Here is a 25,764-nt window from a genome sequence, read left to right as displayed (position 1 = left end):
TCCGCTTTTACAAGCTTTTTCTAAACTTATTTTTAATCTTTTTCGAAACTTTATCTTAACACCCTGATAACACCTCTTTTACAAATTAAACTATTTTCAGCTTTGAAAGGTTTTTCTTCGTTCAAATGAAACTACTAGATACAAAGCCCCATTTTTACTGGTTTTTTACTAATCTCGCAAAGACGCAAAGGCGCGAAGTTTTTGTTTTTCTTGTCTTATTTCTTTTGAAAACCTATACCCTAGCCCCGATAGTAGTGGAAATCCTTTTGATTTTTCCTTTAAAAAGCAAAAGATTGAAGCGGATAGCGGGATAAAGCTTCGACTTCGCTCAGCTGGACAGAAAAACTACTCTTATATATAGTATAGAATCTCAAATACCAAGCTTCGACTTCGCTCTGCTGGACAGAAACTACTCTTATATTCAGCTGGACAGAATCACTCCTTATATATAGGTAGTAAAAAACAAACCCGACAGGTTTTGAAAACCTGTCGGGTTGTATATTATCTGAATCGTAAACGAATCTACTACTATATACTTAATCTTTCTTAAGTGATACACTAAATGAATTATCGAAACTCAATTAAGATTCATAAAAATACTATGTAAGTGCTCTGCACGACTCAAAAAACTCGTAAGCTCTTTTCTCTGCATAGGAATACTCTGAGTCACGTAATGGAAAAGCACAGTGCCCACCATATCTTGGTGTTTCCAGATACACATAGGCGCTGTCCTGCGCTATGGCTCTGGGATAACATCTTTCTCCCAGAAAAGGATCGTCTAATGAATTAATAATTAAAACTGGGGTGGTAATATTTCGAAGGGAGAATTCAGGAGAAACACGCTGATAATAATCATCACGACTTGCAAAGCCATGCAACGGTGCTGTAAAGTACTGATCAACTTCGTCAAACGACGAAATTTTATCTATCTGATCGCGGTTTATAAAATCAGGAAACTGAGCTGCCTTGTATTTCAGCTTTCTTTTGATATCAATTGTAAAGTTCTTTAAGTAAACTCTGTTAAAACCTTGTTTGAGTACAGCGGCACTTGTCGCAATATGTGTAGGTACCGAAATTGAAACCGCTGCCTTTATACGCTTATCAATTTTAGTCCAGCCTAAATAATTCAGAAGCTGCACTCCTCCCATTGAATATCCTATCAAATAGACATCTTCAAATTCTTTTTGAAAAACAAACCGAACCACTTCATCAAGATCATCTATGGCACCATGATGATAAAGTCGTGGAAGACGATTCATCTCGCCTCCGCACGTGCGATTGTTCCATGCAAAAACAGAAAAGCCTTTCTCTCGAAAATAAGCAGCACAACTATTATTATAGGTTCTGCGCGAATCACCTTCTAAACCATGACATAAAATGACTGCTTTTTTAGAGTTGTTTATAAGGAAATCGATGTTTATAAAATCTCCGTCACTTAATTCATGCTTTTCTCTTGTATATTCGGGAACTTCATACTTTTTAAACAAAGCAGCATAAATGGTAGAAATATGCCTGTTGCGATGCATAATAGAAGGCAGATTATATTCTGATTGTTCAATTAATGGCATGATTAAATAGTTTTACGGTGCTATACAAATCTAAGAAATCAATCTATATCAAACTTAATCCTCTCTCTTTTATTTTGTTTTTAAAAATAATAATTGATTGTATCACTGCCTTCGATCAGCGTCAATATTCCAAGAATACAATTGTCGAGCAAACGAAATTATAAAAAATCTTTTTAACTGTATTATTAAAAAATGAGGTTGTCAAATTGTATCTGACAACCTCTTCTGTTTATTTTTACACAGATTTTGCGGATTGAGCAGATTTTTTTTGCTCTATTATCTGCTCAATCTGCGTGAAACTTTAACCTCTTTTATTAAAGTAGGAATCCCCAATACTGAAAGTAGATACCTACCAATAGTAACGAAAACAAAATTGTCGCCATAACTCCCGTATTCGAAATAAACTTAAGTTTAAGAATAAAATAAAGTGTCGAAATCAGGGTAAACACTATAAAGATCCATTGTATTATAAATAGGTAATTAAACTGATCTGGTATTCCGAACGCTAGTATATAGAAATTATTTTCGGCTGTATGGTTTATCGCTAAAACAAATCCAATGAAAGTAAACAAACCTAATAAAGAGGTGATTATAATTAGGGATTTCAAAATTTTATCGGCCGTTTTCTCTTCTCTTTTTCTAATTAGTACATATGCAAAAATAAAGATGGAAAGTAAGACGATAATCAAAGCGGTGAAAAAAGGCGCAAAAAAGAGTAAATTAAACTCGTTTAGACTATTGGCAAAATTCGAAATTCCTGCACTGATTTTTATATTGGTCACAAAATGAACTTTATTGTCTGTATCAAATTCCCTGGTATCTGGTCTTTGAAGTGGATTTTTTATAAATTCTTCGGCGATTTGAACTCCCACTAATGAAAAGCCCGGGGTATGACCTGAAATTGGGGCGTTTACCAAAAATGCTTTTTTAAACCTGTCAACTGTAATTTTACCATTTAAGGCAGGTGTTATCGGATCAAATGCTCCTGCAAATACTAATACAGGGATCGTTAATTTGGACAGGTTGGATAAATTAACCAAGGCAGGCCGTTTATTTACTCCCAGATTCCATTTATCACATACTACGAAATCTGATTTGTAAAAGGATAGTCCTCCTTTTAGTTCTTTATAATTACGTGCATTTTTATTAAATTCTGAAATCGAATTGTTTGGCACTGCTTCATTACAGCTCACACAATAATATTGCCCATAATCTAAGCCTAAAGCTCCTGAAAAAGCTGCCACTAACGAGCTTAAAGTACTTTTGTTTCCTTTATTAAATTCGGTAATTAATAATGGAATTACTTCTATCAGTCTTTTTTGATAAAGGGACTGTTGAATTGCAATTTTAAAATCTTCTGCATTATAAGTAAACGTCCCACTCGAAATTATTCTTTGATCGACCTTAACGGTGACAGGTTTTTTTTCCAGTTTTTCAATGGTTTCATAGTAAGCAGCCTGAAGATTAGGATATTGTTGATTACAATTTGGGTCTTCCGCACAGGCACTAAAAACCTTTTTAAGACTGCTCATATAATTCTCTGTATTGCGATTGTAATATTGAGAAATATCTGAAATGGAAGAATCCAGTGTTAATGATTTAATGTCCTCAGGGAAATCATTTGCATAAATCTGTGCGGTATAAGTACCGTACGAAACCCCGTAAACATTCCATTTGTCATATTTCAGAGCATTTTTTAAGGCATTTAAATCTTTTACGATGGAGCTGCTGTTATAAGCGCTTATATCGATATTTCTGTTGAGTAAATCCTGTTTACATTCTAATGATGCAATCGTTTTTTGCTGTTCGTCCTGTGTACTGTTTTGATTTTTTGCTAATATTTCTAAGAATTTTTTCCCCAGGTCCGGACAGAATTTTGGCAGGGAGCGTCCGGTTCCTCTCACATCAAACAAGACAATGTCGCTGTTTTTTCTTAACGGATGGTCTAGCCAGGCCCATATTCCTTCTATACCACCTGATCCTGGTCCTCCATCGATGTATACTACCGGGTTTGAGTCTTTACTTTTTGAGATGCTTTTTAAAACAGCCACTGCAATTTTAACTGTTTTTCCTGTTGGTTTATCCCAGTTTTCAGGAACAGTTAAAAATGCCCATTCTATATTTTCTTTGGAGAGATTTTGATCTTCGGGAAAAAAGGTTTTTACTTTCTCTAACGTAAAAGCTTTTGTTTGAGCAAATGCAAAGTTTGGTACAATCAATAGTAATAAAAACAGGTTTATTATTTTTTTCATTTTGGTTGAATTAAATTGTTAGGTTTATAGTATGATTCTTTTCAGGTAAATTTTTGTGCCGTCTGTTTTTAAAGAGATGTGGCATTTGTAGTTTTTATCTATTTTTACTTCGCTTAAATAATATTTTTCTCCGTTGATTTCGGTTGTATTATCTAAAACTTCAAATGATTTCAACGGAACGATCAAACCATGTCCCTGGGCTTTTAGAACGGCTTCTTTCTGTGTCCAATACTCAAAAAAAGCTTCTTTTTTATTGTCAGACAGGACGATCTTATTCCATTCTATTTCTGTCATTTGCGATTTAAAATCAGCTGTTTCAATATCGGTTATAATCTCCACATCGATCCCAACTTCATGCTGATCGCTTAAGGCGCAAACTACAATATCTCCTGAATGTGAAATATTAAAAAGAACCGGATTATCTTCAAAATAGGGTTTGTTATAAAGGGTTTGCATGATCTCTTTCGCATCAGGCTTCTGCTTATACGTTTCCTCGATTCCTTTAAACAAGAGTATCCGTCCTAAAAGCGATAATTGTGCATCCTGCCATCTTCGATAACGCTTAATTTTATCCTGATAATCGGCTGGAAATTTCGGTAAATCATTCTGCAGCAAACTCTGATGTTTTTCTTCGGACAGATAGGAATAATAAATATGTATCAAAAGTATTTGGTTTTTAATCGTTAAAAGCGCTTAAAAATTAAAGTCAAAATCGGTTTCCTGAAGTTTCGCTATATTCACTAAAGGGTATTCAATTTCTGATACTTTAATGGAAAGGTTTTCTATTATTTGAGACCACAAATTTTTAAAAGTGGCCAGAAGAAATTGTACACTAATTTCTTCATATTTATTCTTATCGTATGAAACGCTGACTTTTAGAGCATTGCCGCTTTCAAAAAAATTAAACAATAAAGGAAATCTGCTGTAATTGGTATCGGAAGTCACGTATTTTAATTCGGCATGATCCATTTTAATCGTTTCCTGAAAAGAAAAATCGGGATTCTGATAGCTTACTAAAACATCAAACAGCGCTTCTTTTTTGAGTTGTGATGGAAAATCCTGATGTGTATTTAGTAAGATAACGTCTTCCTGAACTTGTTTTAAGAGTTCTAAAAAACTTATATCTTCATTTAACCGAACACGAAGCGGCAGTGTTTTTACAAACATTCCTATCATTGTTGCGATATCAGCATTGTTTCTTCCCGCATTAACGGTTCCAATCACAATATCATTATGGTCGTTAATTTTATGAATGAGCACATTTAAAAGCGAAATAATCGTATTATAAAGTGTACTTTTTTGCTCCTGAGCGAATTTTTTTAACGCTTTAGTATCTTCAATGGTAAACTCATCATCATAATACGCTCCATTTTGCAATGGACCGTTTAGATTAAAATCTCTATTGATCGTTTCTTTGATACTGTACCCATCCAAATATCTTTGCCAAAAATCGAAAGTGGTTTTGTCGTCATTTTCAGAAGCTAACCATGCCGTATAGTCTTTAAACTGAATACCTGAGTTTTTAATTACGGAATCAGGATGATTGTATTTTTGAATAAATTCTTTGGTAAAAAATTCTAATGAAACTCCATCCATAATAATATGATGGGTGCAAAAAACCAATGATGATGATGTCTCACCCGTTTGTACGAGCAGCATTCTCACCAATACATCATGTTCTAAATCAAACGGTGTTTCTATGTATCGCTGAATAGTCTGCTCTTTTTGCTCGTTATCAATCTGCAGCTGAGTGATCTTAAAATCGATATCCTCTTGTTTCCCTATTTTTTGAAAAACGGCTCCTTTGCTTTCCACAAAATTGGTGCGGAGAATTTCATTTTCAAAAATTAACTGAGACATTGCATTGTTGATTTTATCCGGAAATACGGTCCCATTAATTTCAAAAACGGCTACCATGTTATAAGCAATCAATTTTTGCCGATCCTGACAAGCTACCCATAATTCTTGCTGTGAAGGTGTTATTGCAAAATCAGTTTTTAAAGTTGTAAATGGTATGCCCTGTTTGTCATTGGTTTTTAAAGTCACTAAATAATCTGCCATTAATCTGATCGTGGGATAATCGAAAACCGTTTTAAGGTTAACATCGTACCCAAGATTTTTTGCTATTGCCCCCGTCAATCTAACTGCGTTTAGGGAATGTCCGCCAAGAGCAAAGAAATTGTCATTGGTACTGATTTCTTTTTTACTGTTTAAAATTTCTTTCCAGTATCCGGCTAACTTTTTTTCCAGATCAGATTCAGGTGTTTTAAAATCATCGTTTACTGTATGATGTTCAATGGCTCTTTGCGCTAAGTTCTTACGGTCAATTTTTTGATTCGGTGTTAGCGGAAACTCCTCCAGAAAAACAATTGTGCCTGGAATCATATAGTACGGAAGGTTCATTTTTAATGTGGCTACAATTTCTCCTGTATCTGTCCTTTCTTCCGTTTTTACTACATACGCTACTAAAAAAGCTTCCTGTTGATTCCCTTTTTTTGCAATTACGACCGATTCTTTTATTCCGGAAATTTGATTCAAATGCGATTCGATATCTCCCAGTTCAATTCGATATCCTCTAATTTTAACCTGATTATCGTTTCGTCCTAAAAATTCGATTTCTCCTTTGTCATTCCATCTGCCTACATCTCCGGTTTCGTATAATAAACCATTCGCCTGAAGCGGATTTTTTATAAATTTTTCCTGAGTTAGTGTAGTATTTTTATAATATCCTTTTGCCAGTCCATCACCGGCAATATAAATTGCTCCGGGAGTTCCGATTGGTTTTGGACTTAAAAACGAATCCAGTATGTAAATTTGCGTGTTGTGTATTGGTTTTCCAATATTTGACGCCTCTTTTGCATGTTCCAGTTTTTTTAAACTCGACCAAATGGTGGTTTCCGTCGGACCGTACATATTCCAGACTTCTAAACTATGACTGATTAGCTTTTCGGCTAATGCTTCACTTAACAAATCACCTCCACAAAGTACTTTTAGGCGTTTGTCTCCATTCCAATCGGCATTGAAGAGCATTTGGTAAAAACTTGGCGTTGCCTGGATTATTGTGGGGTGGATTTCCTCTATTTTTTGGATAATAACCACCGGATCCCCTAAAATTTCCTGATTGGCAATATACAAAGCAGCTCCCGACAACAGTGGTACAAAGAATTCTAAAATTGAAATATCAAAAGAGTAAGTTGTAACCGAAAAAAACACATCGCTTGGCCTCACACCCGGCTCCTGCTGCATACTGCTGAGGAAATTCAACAGGGATTGATGCCCTATTTCAACACCTTTCGGATTGCCTGTTGAACCTGACGTGTAAAGGATATAAGCGGTGTCATGAGGGGAAACTTTCAGGGATAGTTTTCCTTCTAATCCCGCTGCTTTTTCTAAGATTGTCTCTAAAGATAGTACCTGCACCTCATCGTCTGTATGCAACACATAGCCTTTTTCATTGATAAGCAGTTTAATCTGGCTGTTTTCTACAATGTAATTCAATCGGTCCCCGGGGAACGACGGATCTAACGGAATATAAGCTCTGCCCGCTTTGAGTATTCCCAGTAACACGATGACAATATTTGCCGAACGTCCTAATAAAACGGCTATTGGTGATTTGTCCTCTTGTCCATAGTTGATTATTAGGTATTCGGCTATTTGACCAGATAATTGGTCCAGTTCGGCATAGGTATAACTTTTGTAATTGTCTTTTAGGGCTTCTTTTGTACTAAACTTTATCACCTGATCCTGAAATACATCCAAAATTGTGTTCTCTTTCTGATAGTCAACTTTTGTGGTATTGAATGTTTCGAGAATATGACGTTTTTCGTCTTCTCCCAGATAGTTTAATTCTTTTAGAACCTGATCAGGAGTATCTAAAATGGCGTGAACTAAGTTTTCGAAGTGATGAACGACCTGTGTGATCTGTGCTTCTGTAAAATAATTTAAGTTGTAGTCGAAATCAATTTTCACGTCCTCATCTTCATCAAATTCTCTGATGTAAATGGCCAAAGCTACCCGCTCGGATTTATGTGTGAGCGGAATTACTTGTGTGTGGGTATGAAGAAAATCATTAGAATAATTCTGTTTTTCATAAGAAAGTGTAATATTGAACAGTCTCTCTTTTTCACTAAAAACCTGAAGCTCCTGAATTAACTTTCCTAACGGGAATCGCTGATGGCGATAATCATGTCTTAAAGTAGTTTTTATTTCTGCAATTAAATTCTCGAAAGTGGCGTTAAAATCGATCGAAATTCTTAAAGGAGAAACGCCCATAAAAAGACCAACTGTTTTTTTGTAACTGGCTTTACTTCTGTTTAAAACCGGTAGTCCGATGGCAAAATCATTGTTCTGATGTTTTCTGCCAAAATAGGCGTACAAGATAGCCAGAATGACATTAAAAGTAGAACATCTGTAACGTACTGCTAACGAATTTAACTGATTGTATACCTCTCTTTTGATAATTAGCTCCTTGCGATCACTTTCATTGATCTGAATGTTATCTTCTAATTTATCAAACAGATTCTGAGGTAAGGATTCAAACTTTTTGGTCCAGTAAATTTTGTCCTGATGATACGATTCTGATTGCTGATAAGCGGCATCATCAACTGCAAAGTCTTTGTAGCTAAACGGATATACGGTTTGAATTTTCCCATGTTCGAGAATCTCATTGTAATTTTGTACCAATCTCTGAAACATTAACGACGTACCCCAGCCATCAGTTATAATATGATGGTAAACGGAAAATAAATAGTGAAAATTTTCTTGAACTTTAACGAGGGTAAAAACATGCAAAAGATGCTCTCCAAATAAATCAAACGGCTTTGCAAACTCTTCCTGCATGTACACATTTGCTGCCTCGAAAGGTTCTGCAGATGGAGAAAAATCAACAAATCCCAGAGCTGAATTATGATCTTCTACAATTTTAATCCGAACATTTTCGTGCTTGCTGGTAAGTATACTTCTATACGAATCATGCTGATCAATTAAGGCAATGTATGCTTTTTGAAATGCATCATGGTTTATTTGGCCTTTAATTTTAATCTTAGCCCCAATGTTATAGATGGGTTCATTGGGATATAATAACTGCTCGAAATAAACATCTTGCTGAGGAAGGGTGAGTTTCATTTTACAATATTTTTACGCAATTAGAACTAAATGATATTTTGTTTCGTTTAATTTTTAGGAATTAAACAAATTGATTTTTCCAATCCGGAACTTAAAAAAAGAGGTATTATTTAACGTAGGGTTGGTGTAAGGAAATACATTGTACATTTTATTCAGAATTTTATAAATCAATGTTTCTGAATGAAATATAACGCGACAAATATATCGTTCCTTCGGATGCCATAAATATTTCGTTCCTCTGGGAGCTACAGATATTTCGCTCCTCCGGAGCTTGTTTATGGTAATGGATAATTTTGCTATAAATATTATGCTCCGCTGGAGCTATACCTGCCTTGCTCTTCCGGATGCTATAGATATTTCGCTCCTCTGGAACTTATTTATGGTAATGGATAATTTTGCTATATATATATCTTGCTCCTTTGGAGCTCTATTTTACACTGTATTATAGATTATCAAAAACAAATAAAAAAATCCGCGTCAATCCGCGTTTTCGCTTTACCGAATCTGTTTAATCCGTGTGCTATCTTTGCACACCTTATTATGCCCAGAAAAGCTCTTTACTGTATTCTTTTGATTTATCTACTTTTACCTCAGCATCAATTTTGCCGTAATTAAATTTTATAATTCGGTCTGCCAGATGGAAATAAGCATCATCATGTGTTACAGCAATGATTGTTTTGCCTTCTGCTTTTAACTTTGGGATTAGTTCTTCGTAGAAAAATTTTCTGAAATAAGGATCCTGATCGGCGGCCCATTCATCTAAAACGAGGATTGGTTTTTTCTCCATTAGGGCAAAAATCAAGGACATTCTTTTACTTTGTCCTTTAGAAAATTTTCTTCTGGCAGAACTTTCTTTATCATCTAAGATGACTTTGTCCAGCTTCATCATTTCTAATAACTGTTTGTATTCCGGATTGTTTTCAACGGTATATTCTTCATAATTATGAGAAAATATATGATCGTCTGTGAACACGGCTGCAATTAAATTTTGATTTTCCTGACCGGACTCTGTTTCTTTTCCATTTAAAAGGATCTCTCCTTTTGAAGGTGTGTATAATCCGGTGAAGGTATTGATGAAGGTACTTTTTCCGGAACCATTTCCGCCAACAATAAAAATGGTCTCTCCTTCCTTAACTTCTAAGTTTATTGGCCCTAATGCAAAAGCACTGTCGTTGGAATCGCTATTGTATGAAAAATGTATGTCTTTAAATTCGATACTTTCAAAAGAAGTGTTGTCTATTGGCAATTGTTTTTTTACATCTTCATCTACTTCAAAGTCTTTTAAGAAATCCTTGATTCTTTTATTGGCCACGATAAAACGTGTATAGGTTTGCTGCAGATTGATCAGGTTATTTATAGGTCCTGAGATGAATAAAACAATTACTACATATGCTATCACATCAGACTGACTCAATAATCCCCATGACGGTAATACAAACAAAATAGTTGCGATAATGGCATATAAACCATATTGGCTAATCAAATTTATAGACAAAAAGATATAACTGATTTTAAAGTCTAATTCACCGGCCTGATCCCTATTCGGAATTAAAAATCTATTCATTAGATTTTCAGCTCTGAAAAAGCTCAGCTTTAATTTTTTAAATCCTTTCATAACATCGTCCACGTACTTGTAATAATCGTCATTGTATTCTCTGAGACTGGTTACTTTTTTAGACATAGAGTTGATTACTACAAAATAGGAAGCGGCAACGGCTATAATTAATACTACCACAATAAGAGCAGAACTTACCGAGATGGTAAACATATAGATCAAACAAAGCACTAACATTAAAACCGAATTTACGGTATGGGTTACGGTATAAGGTAAAAGCCCAAATACCCGCAAATCTTCAACAACGGTAAAAAAACGCTGGGAACCTAAGTTCTCTAATTTTATCAGTGAGGTTTGAAGTATTTTTGAGAATATTGTTTTTTCGTTGTCGTATAACATTTTAAAGGAAAACTCATTAAGTCCTTTCTGAAAAATGATGTTCAGAAGATAGGTATATACTACAATTGCAAAAAAAACCATTCCGGTATAATCCGTCATAAACGACTTGTTGCCTGACAAAGTATTGTTTATAATGTACACTATTCCGAAACTAAGAATTGTATTTGGCAAAGCATAGGCTGCCAGAAGAATTGAATTTTTTAGTGATATTTTAAACATCTTAAAAGTTTTTGTTGTGGTTGATAAAGTCTTAAAGAGATTGTATCCCTTTTTAAATTCGGATTCTGAAATTAACTTGAAAATTAAATTCTGTTTTTAGATGCTAAGTCAATATCAGCAACTAGAAAAAACAGACGATTATGATTTACTTGATTCTGTTCTTTTCGGTATCGATACTGTTATTTTCTCTCTCCTGAGTAGTCATCTTATCTCCAAAATTATAGGTAAACGATAGTCTGACCTGTCTTGTATTCGATAATGTCCTGAAGTCAGCATTTGCATTGACCAGATTATTAATTTGTCCTTTGGTGATATAGGTTCTGAAAATATCCATCCCTATTACTTTAAGTGAACTTCTGTTTGAAAGTTTTTTGCTGATTGTCACATCAAGAAACCAGTAAGGATCCAGCGCAAATTGAGCTACATAAGCTTTCCCAACATAGCGTCCAAAAAGTTCTAGACTGTAATCTTTTTTCAGTTTTACTTGCAATACGGGATCGATTCTAAAATTATAACCGTACGTATGGAGTTTACCTCCAAAGAAATCACTTTTGGTATCGGTATACGATACTTGTGCATTTCCGGTAAAGGTTAGCCATGGAGCGATATTAAATGTAGAACTAAGACTAAGATTGGTTACCTGAGTATTTCCTATGTTTCCGGGCATACTGTAATAGACATTGTTTATAATTTCTATAGTTTCCATGATCTGATTGTCAATTTTACTGTAGGCAAGAGTAAAATTCAATAAGCTTTTGTGTGCGTAAGAAGCTTCAACGGAATTTGTAATTGAAGGTTGCAGATAGGGATTTCCTTTGTAAAATGTCAATTTATCAACCTGAATAACCATAGGGTTAAGATCCTGATAAAATGGTCTGTCGATTCTTTTTCCGTAATTGATTCCTACTGTGTTATTAGCCAAAGAGTCGAGCTTATAAGACAAGTATAAGGTTGGGAATAAATTGTCGTACTTGGTTGTATTTTTTGTTCTCGGTTTTATTTCGTTTCCTAACTGATCTCCGACAATTTTTACACTTTCATAGCGGAGTCCTAACTGTACCGAAAGTCTGTCTAAAGTTGTGTTGGAGCTTACGTATAAAGCTGTTATTTTCTCGTTGTATAGAAATTTATTATTCTGATTTAAATTTGGAGTCGATATATCATTTACGATATCGAAATACTCACTCTTATTGTTGGTCTTGATATTACTGTATTTGAATCCGGTCTGCAGGTTTGTTTTTTTAGTCAGCTGATTGGAATAATCTGCTTTTCCTGAATAAATATAAACCTTAGAAGCTGCTCCTCCTACCAGCATATCGGAATAATTTTTATTTGCGTCCGAAAAAATGATCGAATTTTTAAATTCCTGATAGGGAAAAGAATCGTATAGTAAGTAATCTAAATTGGCACTCACATCGCTTTTTTCGTTAAGCTTGTGATTAATGTTCAGATTTATTCCGCTGTTTACAGATTTAGCATCTGAGCTGCCTAATGTTTTTACAATGGAATCTGTAGTTTGTTTTCTGTTATAAAGGTAATTCAAACTATTATCAAGATCATTTCCATTCCAGATTGAAGCATCTGCAGAGACTCCGATCACCGTATTTTTTGACAAATTATAGTCTGCTCCAAACCTTAGATTCGTTGCTATAGCATCTCCTACATTATTGTTTTCTTGTTTGCTGTAACTGCCTGTATCGGTATAGTTTCTGCTGATATAAAGATCCTGAAAGCGTTTTTTGTAACCTGCATTTCCATTCAGAAAAATATTGTAATTCTCCTTTTTTTTGTTCAACGCAAACGTGGCATTGTATTCTGTAAATTTATGCTGTCTTAGCCCCAAAATAACACTTCCGTTTTCTCCTTCTTTTTTGCTCTTTTTTAGTTTGATGTTTATCACTCCGCCATTTCCTGCTGCTTCATATTTCGCAGGCGGATTGGTCATGATTTCAATTTTATCAATATTATCTGAAGCTAATCCGCTTAAATAGCTTTCAAGTTGGGCACCTGACAGATAGGTTGGACGGTCATCGATAAAAATGGTCGCATTTGCTTTTCCATTCAGACTTACAACTCCCTGATCGCTTATACTGGTTCCTGGGGCTTTCTTTAATAATTCTAAAGCGGTAATTCCTGAGTTAGATTCTAAAGCGTCAACATTTAAAATGGTACGATCGATTTTAGTCTCAACAAACTTTTTCTTTTTAAGTATTACGACTTCTTTTAAGCTCTCCTTTTTAGTGATTTTGAACAATTCTATAGGCAGTACTTCTTTTTGATTGTCTGTTTTAATGCTTATAATTCCTGTACTAAACGTTTTATAGTCGTCATGGGTAATTTTAATTTTATAGTTCCCGTTTTTCAGGTTTTTAAAATTAAATTCTCCTTTAGTTTCAGACAATTCGCTTTTTACTAATGTTTCCTGCTCCTCGTTCAACAAAAGAATGGTTGCAAAAATAACAGGCTCTTTATTTTCAGCATCAATAATGGTTCCTGAAATGGATGCTGCTGACACTTGTTTGTATATTTCGTTACCCGCTGCTTTTGAACTTTGTCCGTATACTGAATTACCCAGAAAAACAAACATGCATAGTAAAGCGATATATTTTAAATGCATATAATTATACTTCATTATTTTTTTAATGTATTTAATAAGATTGCCTGTGAGGGATACAATATGTAAACTCAAGCTCTTTTGAATTGATAAAATTTAAGAAATTTAAAGGATCGCAATATTTCAAGAATAGGATAATCACTCTGAATTGTAAAAGCAGAATGTATACTAAAGAAGAAAACTCAGCTAATGATAAATTTTATTTTGTCTTGAAGTTTTTACAAATATTCCATTTCGTATGGTCTCCGATATATTTATTTTTATATCTCAATTGTACTTCCGGCTTCTGCTTCACTCCGTTTATTATAAACTCTTTGCTGTTGAGCATATAAGACAAACTGCTCGTATTGGCCGGTGCCAACTTTTCTTTTACGATTTGATCGCTGATTGCTGCAATTAGCTTTCCAACATTATTTACATCAGCAGATTCTTTGATAGATTGTCCGGTAATTCCGGTAATCGTCAATTGATTTTCGGCCTGTTCTTTTTTCTTGTTTTGTGCCATACTGCCAATTGAAATTAATAGTATCATAACAGCGGTAATCAGGATTTTGGTTGTTTTCATAATTGGTTTGTTTTTTAGCAAGGCTATTGTACATTATTATAATTAAGACTTGTACATTCCTTAAAACTAATATCAAAAATTTCTTTCAATTTATCACCATGATCGAGTATAAAAAAATGGTTTCCTTTTAGTACATAGGAGTTAAAACCGGAAAACGTGTGTTTTCTCCAATTGTTTATCCGATCTACATATTTCTCTGAGTTCCCCATTATGGCCACAATCGGAGCTTTTACAATGGTATTTTCAATGAAAAAATCTTCTTCTACTATTTTAAAATCGGCCTTAAGTATGGGTAATACAAAATCGAGCAGTTCTTTACTTTTTAATAACTCATCCGGTATCCCACCCAATTCGGTAAGCATGCTGATGAAATCGTCACGCTCCAGATCAGATCTGTTGTTTTCTGTTGCAATTCCGGGTCCGGCATTACCGCTTACGATCAGACATTGGGGCGGAGTGTTGTTTTTCTCTAATAAATCGGTCACTCCCAACCCCAGAGACGAACCTAAACTGTGCCCGTAAACGATAAACGGGCTCCCGTTAAGCTTATCAGTTATCTGTGAGAACAGGTCCTTAATAGCGTCCGGATAGGAAGTCAATAGTTTTTCTTTGATTCTTTTTCCTCTTCCGGGAAGCTCCAGCGGTATCATTTCAAAATCGGTGCATAATGATCTCAGAAACTCAAAGGAATATATACTGCCACCGGCGAAGTGTAATAAGAATAGTTGCTTTTTATTCATCTGCTTTTTATAATTTGGTTAGTGAGAGCCTTCTTTAAAAAAATCAAAAGAAGGTCTCACATGGGTTATGCTGTTATGCTTCAATTTGGAATTAACTTGTCACTAATTCATTTTTTAATTCATAATCGTATAACAATTCTTTCTCTCCAAATAGTCTTTCAGCGATGATTCCTTTATCTGCACAGTGATTTATCAATCGGTTTGATTCAATAATGGCAAGAGATTCTTCTGTGTATTTGATACTGCTGATGAATTCTAACCAAGGCTCCATTCCCATTGCGTAGACATAGGCTTCTTTTGGATTAAAAATATCAACTAACGACAAACCTCTTTCGCTGTCGCAGCCCGCCAGTCGTCTGGACTGATCATCTTCTCTATTAATCGCCTCTGTCATTAAGCAGCCGTATAGCCAACTTAACGGTGCTCCGGCACATTCCATTCCTAAAAACAAGACATCTACATCGCCTTTAACTCTATGAATATGTTCGTACAATCTAGGTTCCATTACTCTCGAATCGGCAACAAACAAGAAGCTTAGCTCATTGATCGCAACATGGAAACATGATTTTGCTCTGATATTAAGATCACTGTGTTCTCCTGTAAACGGAAGTCCGGTAATGGTGCAATTTTCAAATTTTATTTCTTCCAGTTCATCAATTTCTATGACATTCTTAAATCCGATACTTTGAAACGCTAATTTGATACTTGGATCCTGAAGTGCTCCACTGGTGGTTACGGGAACTATTAGATTTTTGATTTTATGTCTTAACGGCAGTAAAGTTTCTAAAACAATATGATCCTGATGATTGTGTGTAATCAATACGTAATCAATAACATCCGGCAGGTCAATATCTGAAAAATGTTCTACTGTAGATTCATAGCCGTAATAACTGATTAAAGGATCTACAAGGATACTCACGTCTTTGGTTTCAATTAAAATACAGGCATGCCCCAAATAGCGCATTCTGGCTTTGTCTCCTGTGTATTTTTGATAAGCAGGATGTTCTTTTTTGGTGAAGAAAGTTTTAAACAGTTCCATTTGATCTTCGCGAACACCCAATTCTTCGGCAACGGCCTCAATAGATCCCGGATTTCTCTTCATTCTGCTTAACGTATCAATTCCTTTATGATCAAACGGAATATCCAACTGTAATACTTTAGGATCTTCTAATTGTGGGGTACTCAAACAAAATGGACGCTCATCATTTAGTGTTTCCCATAAAGAAATAGATTGAGAATGTTTGGAATAAAATGGACTGTTGTATAATAAGGATTCAAAGAAACGATACGACGGATGATTGTTTAAATCGTAAACCAATTCTACATATCCTTTTAATATTTCCGGAACTTCTTTGTACAAAGGTTCTAAAGATGCTCCTTTTGCTTTGGTTTTTAGCAACTGATCCAATTCTTTTATAGCGTCTGATAATTGTATTGCGTTTGCCTGCTTTTCAAGAATTTCTGCTTTTAGTTCTTTGACTTCCTCTACTCTTCGGGTTTCATAATCCATAAAAGGTCCTCCTAACATTTTAGGATTTTTTACGGCAGCCTCATGAATTGCGGGAGCTTGAATATAGGAGTTCATTATTTTTAAATGCCTTTCGACAATGTTCATTGCTGCTGTGGCAGGAGAAATTAAGTGTGTCCATGCATACCATTTATCTACTAATGGTCCAATAATTACATTTGGTTTAAAATAATACTTTTCTGTGTTTTCCATTCTGTTTGATTATTTAGTTTTACAGTTTTAGTTGGTTTCTATACTTGTTTTTTGAATGATACTTTTAAAAATTTCAACGTACTTGTCAAAATTATTCCCATTGAAGGCCTCCCAGTGTGTCCCTGGCAGATAATGGTGCACTAGCGCTCCATTGGTATAATCCTGCCAGTCCTTCATATTACTTTTTAATTCATTCTCAGAGGATTCAAGAACATATATAGTGCTGGAGATTTTACCTTGAAGTGTATATTGATTGTCCATCTGTAGATTGTTTTTCATAAAAGACAAAACACTTGCTTTTTGGTCTTTACTTAAATCAATACCCTTCTGATATTCGTCAAGCAGCCAATTGGCCTGTTGGTCAATATGCTCCGTATCGTTGCTTTCATTTAGAGACGTTGGTCTGTCCACCAAAACCAATTCAATGGCATCATATTGTTTTTCCAGTTCTTTAACTACTTCAAAGGCAATTGAAGCGCCCATTGAATATCCCAAAACCACAAACGGCTGATTGCTCTGACGTTTTCTAATTTCTGCGCTGAAATAACCGGCCATTTGTTCGATAGACTGAGAAAGCTCTTCATTAGGCTCTAATCCTTTGTATTGCAAACCAATCGAATTAAACTCACTCCCTAATACTTTTGCCAAAGGATGATATATTATAGAATTACCCAGAATTGGCGGTATGAAGTAAATTGTATTTTGAGGGTCTCCCGCATGTAAATGGATCACTGCAGTATTGGGTGTTTTTTTACCCTGAGCCAATTCTCTGATCGTTGGCGCATTATAAAGATCTTTTATCGAAATGTCTAAGCCTAATTTTCTTCGTAACATTGCCTTTAGCTTAATCGCCTTCAGACTATATCCGCCAATTTCAAAAAAATTGTCTATGACACTGATGTCTCTTTTTTCCAGAATGTCCTGCCATATTTGAAGTATCGTATTTTCGGTTTCATTTTCCGGCGGAACAAGCGCTCTGAGGCTATCCGTTTTGTGTATTTCTATGGCTAATAATTTATTTCGGTCTACTTTTCTACTTTTTGTGAATGGAATTTCTTCTACCGGAACAAAATAAGAAGGAATCATGAAATAAGGTAAAATGCTTTTTAACCTGGTTCGGATATCTTTTACATCATAATATTCATCAGGCACCAGATAAGCTACAATTTCTTTTTCTCCTAACTTGTTTGCTTTGGCCAGTACCGCAACAGAAATTGTTATTTTTTGTTGAAGAAATGCATTTTCGATTTCGCCTAATTCAATTCTGTAACCTCTGATTTTTACCTGATCATCGGCTCTGCCAAAAAATTGAATGTTCCCATCCGACAGCCTGCAGCACAAATCGCCCGTTCGATATAAAGTTTCTTCTTTGGCAAAAGGATTGGTCACAAAACGCTCTTTGGTAAGGGCTTCCTGATTGATGTATCCCCTGGAAACTCCGATACCTCCAATATACATTTCACCAACGACTCCGGTTTTTGCAATCTGCAAAGCATTGTCTAAAATGTAAATAGTCGTATTATCAATTGGTTTTCCGATTGGCAGGCGATTTAGATCTTTATCATTTTCTTTGTCGTAAGCATATATCGTCGAAGATACGGTGGTTTCAGTAGGACCATAAGAGTTGTAGAAGTCAGTGTGAGCTGCCCATTTCCTGGCTAGACTTATTGAGCACTCTTCACCTCCAACCACAACTCTGTTCAGATGATATTTATTTGGGATCACATTTTCGAGGTAGGTTGGCGTTACATCTATATGTGTGATCTCTTTTTCCATCAAAAGGTCCGCAAATTTTTCATTATCCAGTAAATCCTCTTTATCACATAACACTAAAGTTGCTCCACTGGTTAGTGCAATAAAAATTTGTTCTACTGAAGCATCAAATACATAATTAGAAAAGGCTAAAATTTTCTCTTCCTTCTGTATTTTATATCTTTTTATTAACGAGTTTGCCAGATTTACTACTCCTTTATGTTCAATAAAAACCCCTTTTGGATTTCCTGTTGTTCCAGAGGTGTATATACTGTATATTAAAGTATTTGAAGTAAGATTATGATCTGTTTCTGCTACACTTTCCTGAGAAATTGTATCCCAGTCTGTGTCAATTAATATCGTTTTTGGAAAGGATTCTTCTGAAAAATTTTCTAAAAGAGACGGCTTAGAAATTATAGCTTTTGCGGCTGTATCTTTTAGAATAAAATCAATTCTTTGCTGTGGATACCCCTCGTCTAAAGGAACATAGGCTGCTCCTGCTTTTATGATTCCAAAAATTGAAACCAGCATTTCTATAGAACGGTCCAGTAGTATTGCCACAAAATCTTCCTTCCCTATACCTTGTTTTTTAAGATAGTTTCCTAACTGATTCGATTTCTGATCTAATTCGGCATAACTGATATTTATACCATTATGGTGCAGCGCCGGATACCCCGGGTTTAGAAGAACCTGTCTCTTAAATAAATCCAATACGGTCTGATCTTCGTTTTCGGTTACAGAATCATGCTGCTTTTTATTCTCATAAATTTCCTTTTCCTCATCGGATAAATGATCCAGTTCTTTTAATGAAGATTCCGGATGCTCAACAATGTGCCTGAAAACTTTTTTGTAAACGGACTCTATTTCAGACAATTCAATTTTGTTAACGAGCGCTCTGGTTTGTGCAAAGTCAAACAAAGCTGCGTTATTGGTATTGTTAACGGTAAAATCGAAATATGTATTGGTAACTCCTTTTCCGTTTAAGGTTAATTCCCGATTCTCGAGATACGACGCTTCTTTTTCCTTAGATTGTTCTTCTAATGCATCATAAGAATAAAAATCAACATAATTGAAAATGATATCAAAGAAAGGATTGTTCATTCCTTTAATCTCATTAGTAACAGAAGCGATACTGGCCAAACTCATATCCGAAAAATTACTTACTTCGATCAGTTTTTGCTTTACTAACAACAGTAAATCTTCGCCACTTAAATCCCGATTCACTTCAAGTCTGAAAGGTATTGTATTTAGAAAACAGCCTAACATTCCATCAGCATCCGGTAAGGCAGGTCTTGTATTTACAACCAGACCAATTGTGATGTCGTTGCTGTACGAATATAATTTTAAAGTATACACAAAGGCACCCAGAGCCAGTTCTTTTAATCTAACACCGTAAGCCTTTTTTAGACTTTCAATTTTTGCTAACTCTTCTTTTTCAAAGCTGAACAATTTAAAATCATCAGTTTCTTTTTCGGTAAACAGATCCAGTCTGTTGTAATCGTTTAATTCATTAGTCCAAAATGCTGCAGTCTCTTCCTTTCGCTTGTCCTGCAACTGATGCAGCATATAATCCTTATGACTCGATTGTAATTTAGCCGGTTTAAACGAAGGAGTTTCAAGTAATTTAAGGTATACATTATTGATTTCCGTCAGTAGTAATGAATCACTCCAGCCGTCTATAATAGCATGGTGACATTGCGAAACAAAAACAATTGTATCATTGCCCAGATTAAAAGCCGCCATACGAAATAATGGTGCCTGAGTCACATCAAACGGATGGAGCAATTCTGACTGCAGAAAGGCCGCTATAACATTTTCCTGTTCTTTTAAAGACTGCAACTGAGACAAATCTTCATACACAACCGGTATTTCAACTTGTTTGTATAGGATTTGAACTTCCTGATCGTAATCCTGTAAATTAAATCCTGTTCTTAGAATTTCATGCTTTTCAGTCATTAATTCCATAGCTTTTCTGAAAACCGAAACATCAAAATCTTTAAATTCACGGTGATTGATCATCTGATCGTGATATATACTTGCTCCTTCATATTTCAATGACTCATAGATCATTCCTTTTTGAATGTCGCTCATTGGGTAAACGTCTTCAACGGCATCAGCATCATTTTCATTTAAAGATGCTAAAACGCTGTTCTTTATGAAATCAATAGCTTCTAATCCCTGATTCCCGGTTCCTGTAACAGTCGTTTTTTTGACTTCCAGTGACGCTCTGTTATTTCTTATAAAATCTGATAATTGAGAGATACAATCATTGGTATAGATATCTGAAATCGTAATTTCCAACTGCATTTCGTTATAAATACCATTTACAATTTTCAACACTTTAATAGAGTCTCCTCCTAAATCAAAAAATCGATCGTTTATACCAATTTTTTTCTTGTCCAGAACGGTTTCCCATATGTTTACTAAGGCTATTTCCTCTGCTGTTTGCGGAGCTGCATATGCTGCTCCTCTTCCTGTTTCTGAGCCTCCAATTTCTAATAATGCCTTGGTATCTATTTTTCCGTTTGGTGTTAACGGAAATGCAGCCAGAGTAATAAAGTGAGCGGGTACGGCATAAGAAGGCAGCAAATCTTTTAAATGGTGTTTTAAATCTGAAGTATTTATGGCTTCCTTTTCTAACAAATAAGCATACAATTCGTTATCACCCGTTTTATTTTCTTTTACTAAAACAACCGCAGCTTCTACAAGGCTGTACTGTTCAACAGCATATTGTATTTCGCCCAGTTCGATACGATATCCTCTCACTTTTACCTGATTGTCTTTTCTGCCTAAAAATTCGATTTCCCCGGCAGAATTCCATCTGCCTAAATCACCTGTTTTATACATTAAACCTGCTTCACTAAAAGGATCTTTTACAAACTTTTGGGCCGTTAAATCGGGATTGTTTAAATATCCTTTGGTTACGCCGTTACCTCCAATATGCAATTCACCAATCACACCAAGCGGAACTAAATCTTCTTTTTCGTTTAATATGTAAATACGGGTGTTGGCAATAGGTTTCCCTATAGTTGCTGTCACCGGTTTTCCTTCTTCATATTGGTGAACGCTGCTCCAAACCGAACATTCTGTTGGACCATACTCATTAAACAAATCACAGCCTGATTGGCCTATTTTGCTTTTAAAATGGTCTTCGATTAAACTTATAGGACAAGTTTCTCCGGCTACCGTAACTTGTTCAATAGAAGATTCTTTATCTGATAAGGCATTCAAAAGCAGTTTATAATACGAAGGCACTGTTAATAAATGACTTACTTTTTGAGAAACAATTAGAGCTGCGATGAAATTAACATTAGCAATATCTGAGCTACTGGTGATACACAATGTTCCTCCGGTAGTTAATGTACTGAATATCCCCGCGACTGAACTGTCAAAAGCAACTGAAGACAATAACAAAAAGCATTTTATTGGCGAATAGGTATTGCCTCGTGGTGCCAAAGAATGCTGGAGGTTGCCATGGGTTACCATAACTCCCTTTGGATTTCCAGTAGATCCCGAAGTATAAATGATATAAACCAAATGATCCGGTAAAACTGTTATTTCAGGAGCAGTTGTTGGATTTGCCAGACTGTCCAGCTGTACATCCATGGCGAATATTCCACCCTCATAATATGACAGATCAAACATATAATCGGATTGTGTGAGCAGGGCCTTTACGTTGGTATCTTTCAAGATATATTCTTTTCGCGAAACCGGGTAATCGGGATCTATAGGAACATAAGCTGCTCCTGTCTTTAATATTCCTAAAATACCAATGAAGATCGATTCGGAACGATCAAGCATCATTCCAACAAAATCATTAGGTTGTATCTGATACTCTTCCAATAAATAATGAGCGAGTTGATTGGAACGTTTGTCCAATTCGGAATAACTCAATTGATTTCCTTCAAAAGATACCGCTATGGCTTCCGGATTTTTTTCGACTTGCTCTCTGATCCTATCTAAGACGTTCTTAGATGTATCATAGTCCAATGTTTCTGAATTAAAATCAAGTAAATACTGTTCTTCTTCTTTTAGTAACCATTTCAATTCCTGTACCGGCAGTTCTGCATTTTGTACTAAAGCTGTTAATAGCTGCTCGAGGTGATTTCCAAATTGTTCTATTCTTTCTGAGTCGAAAACATCACTATTGTAAATGATACTTGTCGCTAAACCATTTTCAGAATCAGCAAAATTAAAAACCAAATCAAACACACTGGAATCCGGTAATTTTCCCTGATATTCATTAACCGATAAATTCTCCATCCCTTTGGAGTTTGATACTTGTTGGTTTTGAACAATAACCTGTACATCAAACAAAGGATTACGACTCATATCTCTTGGAATATCCAAAGAAGAAACCAGATCATCGAAGGGATATAACTGATGTTCATGTGCTCCCAGAACCACTTTTTTCACATTAGACAAGATCGTATTGAAACTGTCCTTTTTCGAAAATTGAGTTCTAAGTGCCAATGTATTTACATAAAAACCAATCTGATTTTCTAAATCAACGTGGTCTCTTCCTGCAACAGGGCTTCCGATCACAATGTCTTCCTGCTGTGTATAGTGGTAAAACAGTACATTGACTACACTTAATAATCCCATGAACAACGTAGTTTCCTTATTTTTAAGAAGCTCATCGAATTTGTCACTTAAAGAACGGGGAATCAGCTTAGTATAGAGCCCTCCATTGTATGTTTTTATAAGAGGACGCTGCTTTCCTGCTGATAAATCTAAAGTAGGTAAATCGCCTTTAAACTGATTCAGCCAATAGTTTTTATGCAACTCCAATCTAAAACCGCTTAGTTCTGTAAGCTGCCATGACGAATAGTCTTTGTATTGAATAGGCAGCTGAGTTAATGCTGACGGAACACCGGTTACCAGACTGTTGTAGAGCTGCAACAACTCTTTTACAATGATTTCTATAGACCAGGCATCACTAATAATATGATGAATTACGGTACTAAATACCCAACGGTTTTGAGATTGTTTGTAGATACTGGCTTTTAACAAAGTTCCTGAAGACAAATCAAAAGGAGCTGACAAATCTTCAAACAAATGTTTTTCGAGAATTGTTTCGTTGGTCTGGCTCAGATCTGTATTTTTTATTGTAAAAAGAATGTCTTCAATCGGCGTAACGTACTGCAACACTTCTTTTTGATCATTTTCTTTAAAGCTGGTTCTTAAAATTTCATGACGTTCTATCAGCTGTACAAATGCATTCTCTAACGCATCGAAATCCAGCTCGCCTTCAAATACATAAGCCCCGGACATATTGTAGGCAATATTGGCTGCTTCATGCTGACTCAGGATCCACAAACGACGCTGCATTATTGAAAGCGGGTAACCATTTTGTTTCTCCAGTACAGGAATTTCACTATAATCAACCTCCTGTTCTTTGGTTATTAAGTCGTATTGAGAAGCTAAACTTGTATGAATGAACAAATCTTTTAGCTGTAGTTTTACACGAAACTCTTTATGAATTTTACTAATTAACCTGGAAGCTTTTAAACTATGCCCTCCCAAATCAAAAAAGTTATCTTCCATACTGATGTGCGAAATTCCTAAAACTTCCTCCCATAACCCGGCCAATGCTTTTTCAAGCGGAGTTGAAGGCAGCGTATACGTTATCTCTTCGTTTGTCACAATTTCTTCAGGAGATTCTAATTTAGAATGAGCTGTTCTTCTATTTATATTCAAAGGAAGAGAGCCAATTTTCTCTACCGGATTTTGAACTACTGTTTCTACTATATTTTCTAAATCTTTTAAGAATCCGATTGCTGTTTCTCCGGTAAAAATGTCTGTATTGTATTCCAATTCAACCGTTAGTGAATCAGACTTTTCTATGAACGTAAAGGTTAAATCGTATTTACTAACCCCTCCGTTTAATAATTCGTTATAGGATGTACCTGCTTTTTGATCGTTGCTCTGATTTTCGTTCTGAATATCAATCATAACATCAAATAAAGCACTACGACTGAGGTCTCTTTTTAAGTTGAGATGATTCACTAATTCATCAAAAGGGTAATTCTGATTTTCAATTGCATTTAAGGTTACCTTTTTATTTTTCTGAAAAACCTCTTCAAAAGAATTAGCGGCTCCGAATTGTGTTCGAAGTGCCAGGGTGTTTACATAAAATCCAATCTGGTCGGCCATGTCTTTATGTGTTCTGCCTGAAACCGGACTCCCGACAATAAAATCTTCCTGTTCGGTGTATTTGTGTAATAACACGTTGATAAGACTGAGACAGCCTGTAAACAAAGTGCCTGAATTTTCTCTGCAAAAGGATTTAAACTTTTGATACAAAGCTGCGGGTATATCCTTTCTTGTCACATTTCCATTATAACTCATGATAGCCGGACGGGGGAAATCTCCAAAATGCGATAGTATCGGTAAATCACCTTCAAGATGAGTCAGCCAATACTTTCTCTCTTTATTGAACACTTCGTCTGCTAATTGCTTTTGCTGCCATACAGCATAATCTTTATAATGTATCTGTAAAGGATGACTCTGTACTGTTTCTCCTTTTCGTCTGGCATCATAATTTTTAAGCAATTCATTAATCATGATCCCAATAGACCAGCCATCACTGATAATATGATGCATGTTATATCCAAAAACGAATCTGTCATCAGTAACTTTTACCAGAGCTCCCTTGAATAAAGGACCTTTTTCAAGATCGAAAACAGTATTACTTATACTGGTCAGGATTTCGTTTAATTTTTCTTCATCACCATTTACTTCTATTTGCTGAAAAGGAAATTCAAAATCTTCCGGAGCTATAATAAACTGTCTTACTTCTTCCTCTTCCACGGTTTTAAAAACAGTTCTTAAAACTTCATGACGATGAATCAAATCACGAATGGCCAACATAAAAGCATTAGTATCCAATGCTTCATCAATAACCTGAATTCCGGGAATATTATAAGAGAAGTTTGCTTTATCAATCTGACTTAGAACCCACAATCGAAGCTGGGAAGAAGATAACGGGTAATGTTCGCTTTTTGGTGCGACGGGAATAGCATGGCTTTCGTTAACCTGATCTTTGGCATATTTATTCACCAGATCAATTAATTCTTCCTTTTTTGATTTGATTTCCTTTAATAGTTCTTCATTTAAAACACCCTTGGGAGCTTTAACATCCAGATTATTGTTTATTACTTTGACAGTAACTTTAAGTTTTTTCAGCTTTGTAAATAAATCGTAACCCATAATAATATTTTTTCGTGTACACTAAATGGTATAGTGCATGTTAG

At 35.3% G+C, this 25,764-nt stretch carries 10 protein-coding genes; all 10 read right to left on the bottom strand.

The genetic code is table 11. The features are described from left to right. Positions 1-599: 599 nt before the first annotated feature. The 10 genes from B0A80_RS08680 to B0A80_RS08635 all read right to left on the bottom strand — a co-directional run bounded on the left by B0A80_RS08680 (position 600) and on the right by B0A80_RS08635 (position 25,720). Positions 600-1,568 (bottom strand): YheT family hydrolase, encoded by a 969-nt coding sequence (locus tag B0A80_RS08680; RefSeq protein WP_089077030.1) that lies wholly within the window; start codon positions 1,566-1,568, stop codon positions 600-602. 314 nt (positions 1,569-1,882) lie between these two features. Further along, positions 1,883-3,820: an alpha/beta fold hydrolase gene (locus B0A80_RS08675; RefSeq protein WP_089077029.1), complete on the bottom strand. Its 1,938-nt coding sequence runs from the start codon at positions 3,818-3,820 to the stop codon at positions 1,883-1,885. Between the two features lie 24 nt (positions 3,821-3,844). Beyond that, complete coding sequence (locus tag B0A80_RS08670) at positions 3,845-4,483, bottom strand: 4'-phosphopantetheinyl transferase family protein (RefSeq protein WP_070908812.1); 639 nt, start codon at positions 4,481-4,483, stop codon at positions 3,845-3,847. Positions 4,484-4,513: 30 nt separating this feature from the next. Next, positions 4,514-8,944, bottom strand: coding sequence for a non-ribosomal peptide synthetase (locus B0A80_RS08665; RefSeq protein ID WP_089077028.1), 4,431 nt, complete (start codon positions 8,942-8,944; stop codon positions 4,514-4,516). 538 nt (positions 8,945-9,482) lie between these two features. Further along, positions 9,483-11,117, bottom strand: a complete 1,635-nt coding sequence (locus B0A80_RS08660) for a cyclic peptide export ABC transporter (protein ID WP_089077027.1) — start codon at positions 11,115-11,117, stop codon at positions 9,483-9,485. 145 nt (positions 11,118-11,262) lie between these two features. Continuing rightward, positions 11,263-13,749, bottom strand: a complete 2,487-nt coding sequence (locus B0A80_RS08655) for an outer membrane beta-barrel family protein (protein ID WP_089077026.1) — start codon at positions 13,747-13,749, stop codon at positions 11,263-11,265. A gap of 181 nt (positions 13,750-13,930) precedes the next feature. Next, the gene (locus B0A80_RS08650; protein ID WP_089077025.1) at positions 13,931-14,296 is read right to left on the bottom strand and encodes a hypothetical protein; all 366 of its coding nucleotides are present in this window, start codon (positions 14,294-14,296) and stop codon (positions 13,931-13,933) included. Between the two features lie 23 nt (positions 14,297-14,319). Further along, the gene (locus tag B0A80_RS08645; protein ID WP_026110003.1) at positions 14,320-15,036 is read right to left on the bottom strand and encodes a thioesterase II family protein; all 717 of its coding nucleotides are present in this window, start codon (positions 15,034-15,036) and stop codon (positions 14,320-14,322) included. Positions 15,037-15,127: 91 nt separating this feature from the next. Next, entirely contained in the window at positions 15,128-16,756 is a 1,629-nt protein-coding gene (locus B0A80_RS08640; RefSeq protein ID WP_070908818.1) for an MBL fold metallo-hydrolase, read from the bottom strand. A 27-nt stretch (positions 16,757-16,783) separates the two neighbouring features. Then, positions 16,784-25,720, bottom strand: coding sequence for a non-ribosomal peptide synthetase (locus tag B0A80_RS08635; protein ID WP_089077024.1), 8,937 nt, complete (start codon positions 25,718-25,720; stop codon positions 16,784-16,786). Positions 25,721-25,764 lie beyond the last annotated feature (44 nt).

This window comes from Flavobacterium tructae (genome assembly GCF_002217475.1).
GTDB lineage: Bacteria > Bacteroidota > Bacteroidia > Flavobacteriales > Flavobacteriaceae > Flavobacterium > Flavobacterium tructae.
The sequence above is the reverse complement of the archived record's forward strand: the minus strand, read 5'-3'. Positions and strand labels throughout refer to the sequence as shown.

Coding starts and splice junctions, on each gene's coding strand:
- B0A80_RS08640 (WP_070908818.1), bottom strand. CDS start 16,756: ATGGAAAACACAGAAAAGTATTATTTTAAACCAAATGTAATTATTGGA.
- B0A80_RS08650 (WP_089077025.1), bottom strand. CDS start 14,296: ATGAAAACAACCAAAATCCTGATTACCGCTGTTATGATACTATTAATT.
- B0A80_RS08675 (WP_089077029.1), bottom strand. CDS start 3,820: ATGAAAAAAATAATAAACCTGTTTTTATTACTATTGATTGTACCAAAC.
- B0A80_RS08680 (WP_089077030.1), bottom strand. CDS start 1,568: ATGCCATTAATTGAACAATCAGAATATAATCTGCCTTCTATTATGCAT.
- B0A80_RS08635 (WP_089077024.1), bottom strand. CDS start 25,720: ATGGGTTACGATTTATTTACAAAGCTGAAAAAACTTAAAGTTACTGTC.
- B0A80_RS08660 (WP_089077027.1), bottom strand. CDS start 11,117: ATGTTTAAAATATCACTAAAAAATTCAATTCTTCTGGCAGCCTATGCT.
- B0A80_RS08655 (WP_089077026.1), bottom strand. CDS start 13,749: ATGAAGTATAATTATATGCATTTAAAATATATCGCTTTACTATGCATG.
- B0A80_RS08665 (WP_089077028.1), bottom strand. CDS start 8,944: ATGAAACTCACCCTTCCTCAGCAAGATGTTTATTTCGAGCAGTTATTA.
- B0A80_RS08645 (WP_026110003.1), bottom strand. CDS start 15,036: ATGAATAAAAAGCAACTATTCTTATTACACTTCGCCGGTGGCAGTATA.